Below are 13,483 nucleotides of genomic sequence, written 5' to 3'. Positions count from 1 at the left end.
TTATAGGTAGGTGTGAGTACAACGCCGCTACCTGCTGATTCCCCCGCTTTCGGTTCCCTGAGCTGTTGAACCGCCCCGTTCCGCTCCGTAGTGTGATCGCTTGACTACCGGAGCAGGGGAGGGCTCGTGGCTGGTTATGACGTGGTGATCGAGAAGATCAGAGCGACGGGGCGAGCGGCGACGCGGGTCGCCGACGGGCTGCGTGGGGCGAAGTGTTCCGCGATGGTGCCGTCGGGCGACGCCGGTATGCCGGGAGCGCGGTGTGTGGGCAAGCTCGCCGCGGTCAAGCAGGCCTTGCGGGATCGCGAGCAGGGATACGAGCGGCGTCTCGACGCCCATGCCGCGAGCATGGCGAAGGCCGCCGACCTCTACAGCAGTCGTGAGGATGCCGCCACGGCGGACCTTTCCGTACCGGCGCAGTCGACGGGTGGGCGGAGGCCGGTCTGATGGTCACCTGGGCTGAAGTCATCCGGTGGGATTCCGCACCTCTGCAAGGCGCGGTCGGGGAGGTCAACACCGCGTACAACAAGGTCGTCGCCTGCTCAGAAGACCTGCGCGCCGTCAACACGGCCGACGGCTGGCACGGCACCGCGGCACGCGCCGCGGCGAACGAGGTCGATCAGGTCATCGACGGCCTGGAGGAGTACGCCGCCGAGGTCGCCTCGCTGCGCCGCAGCGCGGGGGACGTCGGAGACGCGATCAGCGGTGTCATGAACGGCGTCAAGGAAGTCGAGGGGCTCGCCCGCGCCCACCACTTCGCCGTCGGTGGTGACGGGGCGATCATCGACAACGGGCCGCCCCCGGACACCCCGGAAGACCAGAAAGAGGCCGTTGCCCGCGAACGGGCGACGATCGCGGCTGACCTGCGCGATCGTGTCTCCGAGGTCCTCAAGAGCGCGACCGACATCGACGACGACTTCTGCCTGGTGCTCGACCGGATCATGTCCGGGCAGACCATCGACGCGACGGGCAACGACAACGAGAACACCTCGCTCGCCGCGGCCGGTAATTCCGGCGCGGCCATGGGATCGCTCAGCATCCCCGCGCCGCCGCCCGAGGGGGCGACCGCGGCGCAGAACGCCGCCTACTGGGCGACTCTCAGTGAAGCGCAGCGGACCCGGCTCGCCACGGACCGGCCGGAGCTCGTCGGACCACGGGACGGTTTCTCGGCCAAGCAACGTGACATCGCGAACCGCGAACTGTTGGACCGGCAGCGGTCCAGGTTGCGGCATGAGCGCGACGAGCTGCAGCGAAAGATCACCGAGTTCCCCCGAACCGGAGCCGGCCAGATCAAGCTCAACGACCGGCTGGAGTTCGACGCACTCAAGGCGGATCTCGACGAACTCGACGGGAAACTTCGCGGTCTCGACGACATCGACCACCGGCTCGCGATGAGCGATCCCGGCAGTCCGAACTACGACTCCACGAAGCAGCGGCCGTACGTGCTGCGTATCGACGACACGGGCGCGGGCCGGGCGATCGTCGCGATGGGCAATCCAGATACGGCGCAAAACGTCGCGACCTATGTGCCCGGTACCGGATCGGAGCTTTCCAAGGTCAACGGTGACCTCGGACGGGCGGACAGCATGGTCGACGCCGCCCAGCAGGCCGGGGCGAAAACACCTTCGGTGATCACCTGGATCGGCTACGACGCGCCGCCGGGCCTCTTGGAAGCGGCGAACGAGAGCTTCGCCGACAACGGGAAGCATGCGCTCGACAGCTTCCAGGACGGACTGAGGGAAAGCCATCAAGGAGTTCCCTCGCACAACACCGTCATCGGCCACAGCTACGGCACGACTCTCGTCGGACACGCGGCCAGAGACGAGCACCTCGCCGTCGACAACATCGTTCTCGTCGCCAGTCCGGGCGTCGGTGTCGATCACGCGAGCCAGCTCAACGTCCCGTCCGATCACGTGTACTCCACGACGGCCGCGAACGACGCGATCAACATCACCAACTTCCCTCGTGTCGAGGGGAAGGGCGATCCCCTCGACCCCCTCGGTCCCGATCCCACCGACCCGGAATTCGGCGGCAAGACGTTCACCTCGGATCCCGGCCCAGGAGGGCCGATTCTCGGCAACAGCGAGGCCGCTCACAGCCAGTACTGGACGCGAGACAACCCCGCTCTTCGCGACATGGGCCGAATAATCGCAGGAAAGCAGCCAAGTCACTGATGAAGAAAAGAAGCCTGGTTTCGGCGATGCTGCTTCTCTGTATCGCGAGCTGTGACAGCCCCAAGGAGGCTGATATGGGCAACACGATCACGATTCAAGAGGCGAACCAGCGGCTCGAAAGCTATATCCAGCAAGCGAAGTCGGCCCTTCCGGCGTCGGCCGTGCTGGTACTGCACGGGCAGAGCAAGGAAGCGCCTTGTGATGATCCGAGTGACAACGGGCCGAAGGGCCGGGTCGTGGCCGATCGTGGCTACCAGGTGACCGGCCTGGCCGCTGCGGGTACTTCGGAGTACTTCAGCGCTCTGCGCTCGTGGGCGCAGAACAACAACTATCAAGTTCTTCAAGAGAAGCAAAACCCGCAGTACTTGTGGCTGGAAAAACGAGACGACGGATTTCGTCTGGCGTTGGATTCCAACGAGTCCGGCGAGCTGTACCTGAACGGATCGACGCCCTGTGTATGGCGCAACGGCACGCCGGACTCGGCAGGCTAGGCCTCGGAGAGCGCCGGCGGCAGGTCCGTGATCGACCCGACCACCGTCGTCCGCGCCAGCACCGCCGGATCCGGCGGGAAATGCGGATTCGGCACCGCGTACACCGTCATCCCCGCGGCCAGCGCCGCACGCAGCCCGTTCGTCGTGTCCTCGACGGCCGCGCAGTTCTTCGGCTCCGCGCCCAGCAGCTCGGCCGCCTTCAGGTACACGTCGGGCGCCGGTTTCCCCGCGCCGACCTGCTCCGAAGACACCGCCGTCGGCACCGGCAGCCGGGTGATGTCCAGGAACGCCTTGATCAGCAGCGGCGGCGACGAGCTCGCGATCGCCACCGGCCAGTGCTTCGCGACCTCGCGCACGACGTCCGGGCCGCCTGGGATGATCGGCGGCTTCTCCGCGTACCGCCGCGCCATCCGCTCGATCACCACCTGCGCGACGTCCGCCGGTCGCAGCCGGACGCCCAGGTCGTGCGCCAGGTAGGCGGCCCATTCCGGGGTGCTCATCCCCTGCATCGCTCTGGTCGATTCGTCCCGCCAGGTGCCGTGGAACTCGTCGACGACCGCCCGGCGGACCTCGTCCCACGTCGTTTCCGAATCCACCAGGACACCGTCGAGATCGAAGATCACCGCTTCCACCCCCTCAACCCTAGGCGGTGGGAACCTGTGCGGCAGATTACTTAGCCATGCTCAGTAATTTTAGTTAGCATGGCTAAGTGACCACGAAAGTCGCCGACCTCGCGCACCGGCTCCGCCCGCTGGTGTTCCGGCTGTACTACCTCGTCCGCCGGGAGACCCCGCAGGTACAGCTCACCCTCACCCAGGGTTCGGTGCTGTCGGAGCTGCTGAACGGCGGTCCGCGACGGATGAGCACGCTCGCCGACCTCGAACGGGTCCGGATGCCGACGATGACCGACGTCGTCCGCCGTCTCGAACGGCTCGGCTTGGTCAGCCGCCGCCGGGATCCCGCCGACGGCAGGGCCGTGCTCGTCGAGGTCACCGAGGTGGGGCAGCGCTTCCATCGCCAGTTGATCGTCGCCAGGGAGGAGTTCCTCCGCGAGCGGCTCCTCGAGCTGGACGAACACGACCGCGCCGCGATCGAAGCCGCGCTCCCCGCCCTCACCAAGTTGCTGCGGCAGGAAATTCAGGAAGACAAGAAGGAGGAACTGATCCGCGATGAGCGCTGAGTCCCACTCGAGCCTGTTGGACGCCCTCAAAGGACAGCCCAAACAGGTATGGATCACCGCGTTCGCCGCGGTCATCGCGTTCATGGGCATCGGGCTGGTCGACCCGATCCTGCTGTCGATCGCCGAAGGCCTGCACGCGACGCCGTCCGAAGTGACGCTGCTGTTCTCCTCCTACCTGGGTGTCCAGGTGGTGGCCATGCTCTTCACCGGCGCCATGAGCGCCCGCTTCGGCGCGAAGCGCACCGTGATCACCGGTCTGTCGCTGATCGTGCTGGCCACCGCGCTGTGCGCCGCCGCGGGCTCGATCGAGCAGCTCGTCGGGCTGCGCGCGGTCTGGGGTCTGGGCAACGCCTTCTTCATCGCGACCGCGCTGTCGGTGATCGTCGGCGCCGCCGCCGGTGGGCAGTCCGGAGCGATCCTGCTCTACGAAGCCGCGCTCGGCGTCGGCCTCGCGGTCGGCCCGCTGCTGGGCGCCCTGCTCGGCAGCATCTCCTGGCGCGGCCCGTTCTTCGGGACGGCTCTGCTGATGGCGGGCGCGCTGGTGCTCTGCGCCGTCTTCCTCCGCAAGGACGCCCACGAGGACCGGCCACGCATCCGCCTGCTCGACCCGATCCGCGCCCTCAAGCACACCGGCCTGCTGCGCACCTCGATCGGTTCCGCCCTCTACACCGCCGCGTTCTTCGCCGTCCTCGCCTGGTCGCCGTTCGTGCTGGAGTGGAGCGCGGTCGCGGTCGGCCTGGTGTTCTGCGGCTGGGGTCTGTGCGTGGCGGTGGCCGGTGTGGTCCTCGCCCCGCGGCTCGCGGCGAAGTTCGGCGAACGGCACGCGACCGTGCTGGCGGTGCTCGCCTACGCCGTCCTGCTCGCGGTGATGCTGGTGCCGAGCAAGCCGGTGCTGGTGGCCGCGATCATCGCCTCGGGGCTGGTGTCCGGCCTGCTCAACACGCTGTTCACCGGCATGGCGATGTCCATCAGCGACGCTCCCCGCCCGGTCGCCAGCGCGGGCTACAACTTCCTCCGCTGGATGGGCGGCGCGGTGGCCGCGACCCTGGTCGGCCACGTGGCCGAGTGGTTCGGCTCGCCGCATGCGCCGTTCCTGGTCGCCGCCGTGCTCTGCGTGCTCGCCGGCGGACTGCTCGCCGCGCGCCGCACCAAGCCCGACGAATACCGCGTTCCCGAGGAGGCCGCGCTCGTCGGCGAAGAGTTCTGATCTGTACGGAAAGTGAATTTCGGACCAACGGGGGGTTTCTCCCGTTGGTCCGTTGTCCTAGCGTCGGCCTTCCGAACTGCCTGACCGGAGGTCCGCGTGAAGTTCCTTCCGTTGCTGGCCGGCCACTCACCAAGCCGGGCTTCAGTGACCTGCACCTACCGCTGTGGCGACGCGTGCTTCCACGACGCGCCGAACACGTCGGACAACCCCACCTTCGCCGAAGTGCTCGGCGCGGTGAGCCGCCGTGGCGCGCTGAAGGCGACCGCCGTCGTCGCACTGGCCGCCGGGACACCGCTCGCGCTCGCCGCGCCCGCCTCCGCCACCCCCGAGGGACGCCCGAAACCGCCACCCGGCACCGACTACCAGCGTGTCCGGCCGAACACGCTCGACGCCGTCGTGGTGCCCGAGGGCTACGAACAGGGCATCGTGATCCGCTGGGGTGACGCGGTGCTCCCGGGCGCGCCGGAGTTCGACTTCGACCACCAGACCGCCGAGGCGCAGGCGAAGCAGTTCGGCTACAACTGCGACTTCGCCGCGTTGCTGCCGCTCGACCGCTGGGGGCTCTCCTCGCTCCTGGTCACGAACCACGAGTACACCTCGGAAGAGTTCATGTTCCGCGGCTACGACCGGGACAACCCCACCGAGGAACAGGTCAAGATCGCTTGGGCCGCGCACGGGCTGACCGTCGTCCAGGTGTCGCGCGGACGCGACACCGGGCACCTGCGGCCGAAGATGTCGCGGTACAACCGGCGGATCACGCTGCACACCCCGTTCAAGGTCACCGGCCCGGCGGCGGGCAGCGAGCTGCTCAAGACCGCCGCCGATCCCACCGGCACGGTGGTGCTGGGCACGATGAACAACTGCGCCGGCGGGGTCACGCCCTGGGGCACGATCCTGTCCGGGGAGGAGAACATCAACCAGTACTTCGGGAACGCGGAAACCGTGACCGATCCCGTGGCGCGCAAGCGATACGCGCGCTACGGCATCAAGGGCACCGCGACCACCCGGAAATGGGAGCGGTTCGAGGCGCGCTGGGACATCGACAGGGAGCCGAACGAGGCCCACCGCTTCGGCTGGGTGATCGAACTGGATCCGAACGATCCCGAGAGCACCCCGGTCAAGCACACGCACCTCGGCCGGTTCAAGCACGAGACGGCGAACATCCGCGTCGCCAAGGACGGCCGCGTCGTCGCCTACTCCGGTGACGACGAGCGCTTCGAGTACATCTACAAGTTCATCTCGAAGGGCCGCATGAAGCCGGGCGACAGCGCGCATGCCCGGCGGCACAACATGACCTTGCTCGACGACGGCACGTTGTACGTCGGAAGGTTCACCGGCGACAGCCCGGCCGCCGAGATCGACGGCACCGGGAAACTGCCCGGCGACGGCGAATTCGACGGCAGCGGCGAATGGATCCCGCTCGCCTCCGGCAAGAAGTCCTTTGTGGATGGTATGACCGCCGACGAGGTCTACGTCTTCACCCGCGAGGCGGCCGACCGCGTGGGCGCGACCAAGATGGACCGCCCCGAGGACATCCAGGCGCATCCGCGCACCGGCCGGATCTACTGCGCGCTCAGCAACAACGTCGAACGCGGCAACCCCGGCAAGGAAGGCGCCACCGAGCCGAACCCGCGGCTGAACAACAAGCACGGTCAGGTTCTGGAGTTCGAGGAGCGCCGAGGGGACGCGCTCGCGCTGACGTTCAGCTGGCGGCTGTTCCTGGTGTGCGGCGATCCCTCGTCGCCGGACACCTATTTCGCCGGGTTCCCCAAGGACCAGGTCTCGCCGATCTCCAGTCCGGACAACGTCGCCTTCGACAAACACGGCAACCTGTGGATCTCCACAGACTCGGCGGGCGCGCTCGGCATCAACGACGGCCTGTACTCGGTGCCGCTGGAAGGCCGCAACCGCGGGGAGCTGAAGCTGTTCCTCACCGTGCCCCGCGGCGCGGAAACCTGCGGCCCGATCGTCGAGGAGAAGATCGTCACGGTCTGTGTCCAGCACCCGGGTGAAGTGGATGGGGCGAATGCCGACAAACCGGCCTCCCATTGGCCGGACGGAGGCGAAAATCAGCCCCGTCCGTCGGTGGTCGCGGTCTGGAAACCCGGGAAACACGGCCTGTCGGACATCGGTTCTTAGTCGACAAGCAACGATCTAGCAGTACTTTCGGTCGATGGCGCGCCGCCGGTCCGGCAGCGCGCCATCGCTCGTTCGCGCGCTGTTCATCTTCTGGCCAGGACCGGCTCTTTTTGGTCGCTTACCGTCACGACGTTCCCCCGACTGGACTACGTGAACCCACCGCGACCATGGAGGCCCTGTGTCCTTCGAGCCTCAGCGGCTCCTGCCGTTGATCACCTCCCACCCCGGCGGCCGCTCCGCGGTCACCTGCGAGTACCGCTGCGGCAACGCGTGCGCCCACCCCGAGCCGAACACGTCGGACAACGAGTACTTCGGCGACGTCGTCAAGAACATGCTGTCCCGCCGCGGCGCGCTGAAGGCCGGCGCCGTGATGGCCGCGGCCGCCGGTGGTTTCGCCGCGCTGTCCGGCACCGCTGCCGCCGCCGAGGCCCCGGCCGACGTCGCCGCCGCGGGGCACGGCAAGCCGGGTCGCCCCGGGCGTCCGGTGCCCGGGACCGACTTCGAAGCGGTGCCGCCGAACAAGCTCGACGCGGTCACCATCCCCGAGGGCTACGACCAGCGCGTCGTCATCCGCTGGGGCGACGCCGTCGAATTCGGCGCGCCGAAGTTCGACTTCAAGAAGCAGACCGCGGCCGCGCAGGCCAAGCAGTTCGGCTACAACAACGACTTCGTCGGCCTGATCCCGCAGGACCCGCTGGGCATCCGCAACCTGCTGGTGGTGAACCACGAGTACACCACCGAGGTCCACATGTTCCCGGCCGATCAGTACGACCCGGCCAACCCGACCGAGGAGCAGGTCAAGATCGCCTGGGCCGCGCACGGCCTTTCGGTCGTCCAGACCTTCCGCGACCCGATCGGTGGCGCGCTGCGCGCCGTGCCGAGCCCGTTCAACCGCCGCATCACGCTGAACACGCCGTTCGAGGTGCGCGGCCCGGCGGCCGGTTCGAAGTTCCTCAAGACCTCCGCGGACCCGACCGGCCGCAAGGTCCTCGGCACGCAGAACAACTGCGCCGGCGGCGTGACCCCTTGGGGCACCGTGCTTTCCGGTGAGGAGAACGTCAACCAGTACTTCGCCAACGCGGCGAGCGTCACCGACCCGGTCGCGGCCGCGCGCCTCAAGCGCTACGGCTTCTCCGGCGCCGGGACCACCCGCAAGTGGGAGCGGTTCGACAAGCGCTGGGACCTCGCGCAGGAGCCCAACGAGGCGAACCGGTTCGGCTGGGTCGTCGAAATCGACCCGAACGACCCGGACTCGACGCCGGTCAAGCACACCGCGCTCGGCCGGTTCAAGCACGAGGCCGCGAACATCAAGATCACCAAGGACGGCCGCGTCGCCGTCTACTCCGGTGACGACGAGCGCTTCGAGTACATCTACAAGTTCGTCTCCAAGGGCAAGTACAAGCCGGGCAAGAGCGCGCACGCGCGCCGCCACAACTCGGCGCTGCTCGACGACGGCACGCTGTACGTCGCCCGCTTCACCGGCGACAGCCCGGGCGAGATCGACGGCACCGGGAAACTCCCCAAGGACGGCGAATTCGACGGCGTCGGCGAGTGGATCCCGCTGGTCTCCGGCGACAAGTCCTTTGTGGACGGTTTCACCGCCGAAGAGGTCTACGTGTTCACGCGGCAGGCGGCGGACAAGGTCCAGCCGACCAAGATGGACCGCCCCGAGGACATCGAGCCGAACCCGGTCAACGGCCGGATCTACGCGGCGCTGACGAACAACAGCGACCGCGGCGCGGCGGGCAAGGCGGGCGTCGACGAGCCGAACCCGCGCGTCAACAACCGCAACGGGCACATCCTCGAATGGGACGAGGACCGCGGCGACTCGGCGGCCACGAAGTTCTCCTGGCGACTGCTGCTGGTCTGCGGTGACCCGAAGACGGCGGACACCTACTTCGGCGGCTTCCCGAAGGAGCAGGTCAGCCCGATCTCCTGCCCGGACAACGTCGCGTTCGACCGGCACGGGAACCTGTGGATCTCCACCGACGGCAACGCGCTCGGCTCCAACGACGGCCTGTTCTCGGTGCCGGTCGACGGTCCGGAGCGCGGGCACGTCAAGCAGTTCCTGTCGGTCCCGGTCGGCGCGGAGACCTGCGGCCCGGTGGTGACCGACCACCTGGTGCTCGTCGCCGTGCAGCACCCGGGTGAGAACGCCGCCAGCTCGGCGAACCCGACGTCGCACTGGCCGGACGGCGGCACCGCGCAGCCGCGGCCGTCGATCGTCTCGGTGTGGAAGAAGGGCCGCTGGGGCCAGGTCGGCCGCATCGGCGTCAAGTAAGGCCGTGACCGGGGCGCCGCCGCCGTGGGAAGACGGCGGCGGCGCCCCGGTCACTCTCCGTTCTGCCTGATCGGGGCGCTCGTCGACACGGTTCAGCGATTACGGAACCGGAAACGGATAACTAGCTTCAGCCCTGTGAAAAGGGCACTGGTGACGCTGACGGCCGGAACACTCCTGCTGGCCACGGGTGCTTTTCCGGCGAGAGCGCAGGGGCCGGACGTCCCGGCCGGCTGCACCGGCGGCGCCGCGACGAACCCGAGCGTGGAGCAGGGCAGCCCGCCCGCCGGGTACACCTTCAACCCGGCCGCCCCGGTGCCCGCCAGCACACCGAAGAGCAAATATCCGCGGCTGTCGACGGCGAGCGGCTACCAGCAGGACGGCGGCAAGTACGCCCTGATCTCGACACCGGACAAGATGGTCAGCACCGCCTACGCGGCGATGAAATTCGTGCCGGGCGCCGTCTACACGCTGACCGGCTGGACCGGCACGAACGACGTCAACCTCCGGCGCACGGACGCCGTCCAGGAGACCGGGCTGCGGTTCTACAACGCGTCGAACAAGGTCGTCCTGGAGAACAAGCTCAAGGTCACGCACGCCGTCGAGACCGACGGCAAACTGGCCAGGCAGGATTTCTCGCCGTCGACAGCGCCGTCGTCGGCGAACTCGGTGAAGTTCTTCGCCGCCACCGACCACAACTGGGTCATGTGGGACTGCGTCCACCTGCGGGTCGACTCGTTCTCGGTGAAGGCCGAGGTGCGGGATCCGGCGAGCGGCGCCTGGGGTGCCACGGCCACCCTGGAGGCGGGCGCCACCGCGAACTACCGCTTCACGGTGACCAACGACGGCACCACGACACTGACCGCGGTCAAGGTCGACGACCCGTACTGCGACGTGCAGCCCACGCCGATCGCGACGCTCGACGGCGGCAAGTCCGCGACCGTCACCTGCGACCACAAGAACGTCACCGAAGCGGACAACGACCACGTCAGCACCGTGACCGTCTCCAGCGGCAAGCTGCCGAAGAAGACCTCGACCACCACGATCAAGGTCACGCCGCCGCCCGCGATCGACGAGATCGGCGAGTTCGTCTGGAACGACGTCGACCGGAACGGCCTCCAGAACGAGGGCGAGCCGGGTGTCCCTGGCGTGAAGGTGACCTTGAAGGACGCGTCGGGCATGGCGCTCGGCACGCTCACCACGGACGCCGCCGGCAAGTACCGCTTCACCAAGCTGAAGGACGGCATCTACCAGGTCTGCTTCGACATCAGCGCGCTTCCGCCCGAGTTCGCGGGCTACATCTACACGGCGAAGGACGCGGGCGACGACGCGAAGGATTCCGACGCCGATCCGGCGACCGGCTGCACGGCGACCACCACGGTCGGCCCCAAGAAGCGCCAGGACCTGACGCTCGCGGCGGGCCTCAACGCGCCGATGAGCAAGCTGGGCGACTTCGCCTGGCTGGACAAGGAGAGCCTGACCAGGGACGCGGGTTTGATCGAGCCGTGATTGTCGGTGGGTGCCGCTAACGTCGCCCACCGTGACCTCTCATCTCGATGCCACCCGCGAGTCCTACGACACCGTCGCCGAGGACTACGCGGTCCGGGTCGGACGGCTCTTCGACCAGGAGCCGATCAGCCGGGCGATGCTGGCCGCGTTCGCCGAGCAGGTGCGCGGCCCGGTCGTCGACGTCGGCTGCGGCCCGGGTCATGTCACCGCCCACCTGGCGTCGCTCGGCCTCGACGTCACCGGTGTCGACTTATCGCCGAAAATGGTCGAGGTCGCCCGTCGTCAATACCCTGACCTGCGGTTCTCCGTCGGTTCGATGGCCGCCCTCGACATTCCAGACGGCACCTTGGGCGGGCTCGTCGCCTGGTGGTCGATCTTCCACCTCCCGCCCGAGGAGCTCCCGGGGCTGTTCGCGGAGTTCCGCCGCACGCTCGCGCCCGGCGGTCGTCTGCTGGTCGGATTCCACGTCGGCGACGAGCGGCTGAGCCCGGGGAAGGCGTACGGCCACCCGGTCACCTACGACGCGTACCTGCTGGAACCCGACAGGATCGCCGAGCTGCTGGGCCAGGCCGGGTTCGAGGTCGCCGCGCGGCTGACCATGGAAGGGAGGAAGCGACCCCAGTCGTGTCTGTCCGCTCGCGCGGTTTGACTCGTCGGTGGCGGGCCTGATCTCCTTCGCAGGCAACCGAGGCGGGCGGAGTCATGACGCAGACGAACACGACCACGGGCGAGAACACGCCCGATTGGCCATCGCGCGCCTGGTTCCGGCGGCCGTCGACGTGGACTTGGTCCGGGTTCGGCCTGGTGCTGATGGTCTACGCCGATCTCGCCTGGCACCGCCGCTGGATGAGCGACGACGGGCTGATCGTGCTGCGGACGGTCCGCCAGATCCTCGCGGGCAACGGGCCGGTGTTCAACATCGGCGAGCGGGTCGAGAGCAACACCAGTCCCTTGTGGACGGTGGTGCTGAGCGTCTTCGGGATGGTCCCGGGGGTGCCGCTGGAGTGGATCTCCGTGGTCACCGGGTTGGTCTTCTCGGTCGCCGGGCTGTTCTTCGGCCTCGACGGCGCCCGGCGGCTCTACCAGCCGTTGGGGTTCCACGGGCTCGCGCCCGCCGGGGCGCTGGTCGTCTGCGCGCTGCCGCCGTTCCGCGACTTCGCGACGTCCGGACTGGAGACCGGCCTGATCACGTTATGGCTGGGTGGAACGTGGTGGCTGCTCGTCCGTCGTTTGTCCACAATAGACAATCTGCGGACCTGGCCGGTCGCCCTGGTCGCCGGGCTCGGACCGTTGGTACGGCCGGATCTCACGCTCTTCAGCGTCGTCGCGTTGGCGGCGTTGCTGGTGCTTTCGTGGCCGGGACGCCGTCGCGTGGTGGGCTTGCTGGCCGTGGCGGCCGCGCTCCCATCGGCGTATCAGGTGTTCCGGATGGGCTACTACGGTCTGCTGACGCCCAACACGGCGTTGGTCAAGGAGGCGTCGGAGGCGAACTGGGCTCGCGGCTGGGCGTATCTCGTCGACCTCGTCCAGCCGTACTGGCTCTGGTTCCCGTTGCTGTTGCTCGCGGTCGCCGTCGTCAGCGTGTTGTCCACTGTGGACAAAACCTTCGCGGTGCTCACCGCGGTCCCGGTCGCCGGCGCGGTGCTGCTCTCGTTGTACGTGATCAGGGTCGGCGGGGATTTCATGCACGGACGCATGCTGCTCCCGGCGCTGTTCTGCCTGCTGCTGCCCGTGCTGGCGCTGCCGGTGACGAGGCTGACCACGGCGTTTCTGGTGGGCGCCGGGATCTGGGCGCTCGTGGCCGCCGGGTCGCTCCGCCCGTCGTATTCTGCCGAGCCGCGTGCCGTCGGCGTCACCGACGAGCGGTCGTACTGGTCGCGGGCGACGGGGCACGAATACCCGATCCTGGCCGAGGATTACGCCGGCCACCCGCTGATGTCGTCGACGCTGGCCGCCGTCCGCGGCGTGGACGGCCCGGCGGTGCTGATCCAGGACTACGCGACCAGGCGCTGGTACGCGTACCCGACGGACCGGCCGTACGTGACCGTCGCCGCGGACAGCATGGGCGCCCTCGGCCTGCTGATCCCGCTCGACATGCGGTTGCGTGACGGTTACGGCCTCGCCAACCCGTTCGCCGCGCATTCGACGTCGCTTCCCGACGGCAGGCCAGGGCACCAGAAATGGCTTCCCCCGTTGTGGGAACTGGCGAACTCGGGACGGCTCCCGATCCCCGAGGGCGGCCCGGTCCGCCCCGCCGACGTCGCGGCCGCCCGGTTGGCGCTCAGCTGCCCGGAGATCTCGGCGATCGACACTTCGGTGCGGGCTCCACTGACCGCCGGACGCTTCGCGGACAACTTCATCGGGTCGTTCACGCGCGGTTCCGTGCGGTTCTCGCGGGTGGCGACACCGCCACTCGTCTGCGCCCCCTGATCACGCGAGTTCGCCGTCTGATCACACGAGTTCGCCCCCTGATCACGCGAGATACGCTTTCGAGCACGCGAGACC

General features: G+C 68.4%; 11 protein-coding genes. 10 read left to right on the top strand and 1 reads right to left on the bottom strand.

What is annotated here, in order from left to right:
• Positions 1 to 126 precede the first annotated feature (126 nt).
• The 3 genes from AB0N89_RS18590 to AB0N89_RS18580 all read left to right on the top strand — a co-directional run bounded on the left by AB0N89_RS18590 (position 127) and on the right by AB0N89_RS18580 (position 2,665).
• On the top strand, positions 127 to 447 hold the full coding sequence (locus tag AB0N89_RS18590) for a hypothetical protein (RefSeq protein ID WP_364205877.1): 321 nt from the start codon (positions 127 to 129) through the stop codon (positions 445 to 447).
• A complete protein-coding gene (locus AB0N89_RS18585) occupies positions 447 to 2,174 on the top strand; it encodes an alpha/beta hydrolase (protein ID WP_364205875.1) in 1,728 nt (575 codons plus the stop codon). The genes AB0N89_RS18590 and AB0N89_RS18585 overlap by 1 nt, the downstream gene beginning before the upstream one ends.
• 74 nt (positions 2,175 to 2,248) lie before the next feature.
• Positions 2,249 to 2,665: a hypothetical protein gene (locus AB0N89_RS18580; protein ID WP_364205873.1), complete on the top strand. Its 417-nt coding sequence runs from the start codon at positions 2,249 to 2,251 to the stop codon at positions 2,663 to 2,665.
• Here AB0N89_RS18580 and AB0N89_RS18575 read toward each other — a convergent pair.
• The gene (locus AB0N89_RS18575) at positions 2,662 to 3,297 is read right to left on the bottom strand and encodes an HAD family phosphatase (protein WP_364205872.1); all 636 of its coding nucleotides are present in this window, start codon (positions 3,295 to 3,297) and stop codon (positions 2,662 to 2,664) included. The two genes, AB0N89_RS18580 and AB0N89_RS18575, sit on opposite strands and share 4 nt — an antisense overlap.
• Before the next feature lie 77 nt (positions 3,298 to 3,374).
• Between AB0N89_RS18575 and AB0N89_RS18570 the strand changes: the two genes are divergently transcribed.
• From AB0N89_RS18570 to AB0N89_RS18540, 7 genes are all read left to right on the top strand, one after another.
• Positions 3,375 to 3,845 (top strand): MarR family transcriptional regulator, encoded by a 471-nt coding sequence (locus tag AB0N89_RS18570; RefSeq protein ID WP_364205870.1) that lies wholly within the window; start codon positions 3,375 to 3,377, stop codon positions 3,843 to 3,845.
• Positions 3,835 to 5,052, top strand: coding sequence for an MFS transporter (locus tag AB0N89_RS18565; RefSeq protein WP_364205868.1), 1,218 nt, complete (start codon positions 3,835 to 3,837; stop codon positions 5,050 to 5,052). The genes AB0N89_RS18570 and AB0N89_RS18565 overlap by 11 nt, the downstream gene beginning before the upstream one ends.
• A 96-nt stretch (positions 5,053 to 5,148) precedes the next feature.
• Positions 5,149 to 7,191, top strand: a complete 2,043-nt coding sequence (locus AB0N89_RS18560; RefSeq protein WP_364205867.1) for a PhoX family phosphatase — start codon at positions 5,149 to 5,151, stop codon at positions 7,189 to 7,191.
• Positions 7,192 to 7,369: 178 nt separating this feature from the next.
• Positions 7,370 to 9,472 carry a PhoX family phosphatase gene (locus tag AB0N89_RS18555; RefSeq protein ID WP_364205865.1) on the top strand — a complete coding sequence of 701 codons (2,103 nt, stop codon included), beginning with the start codon at positions 7,370 to 7,372 and terminating at the stop codon, positions 9,470 to 9,472.
• 135 nt (positions 9,473 to 9,607) lie between these two features.
• The gene (locus tag AB0N89_RS18550; RefSeq protein WP_364205863.1) at positions 9,608 to 10,978 is read left to right on the top strand and encodes an SdrD B-like domain-containing protein; all 1,371 of its coding nucleotides are present in this window, start codon (positions 9,608 to 9,610) and stop codon (positions 10,976 to 10,978) included.
• Between the two features lie 31 nt (positions 10,979 to 11,009).
• Positions 11,010 to 11,627, top strand: coding sequence for a class I SAM-dependent methyltransferase (locus AB0N89_RS18545; RefSeq protein WP_364205861.1), 618 nt, complete (start codon positions 11,010 to 11,012; stop codon positions 11,625 to 11,627).
• A 53-nt stretch (positions 11,628 to 11,680) separates the two neighbouring features.
• On the top strand, positions 11,681 to 13,408 hold the full coding sequence (locus AB0N89_RS18540) for a hypothetical protein (protein ID WP_364205859.1): 1,728 nt from the start codon (positions 11,681 to 11,683) through the stop codon (positions 13,406 to 13,408).
• Positions 13,409 to 13,483 lie beyond the last annotated feature (75 nt).

The organism is Amycolatopsis sp. NPDC089917 (assembly GCF_040684635.1).
Classification (GTDB): Bacteria; Actinomycetota; Actinomycetes; order Mycobacteriales; family Pseudonocardiaceae; genus Amycolatopsis.
This window is presented reverse-complemented; position numbering and strand designations above follow the sequence as displayed.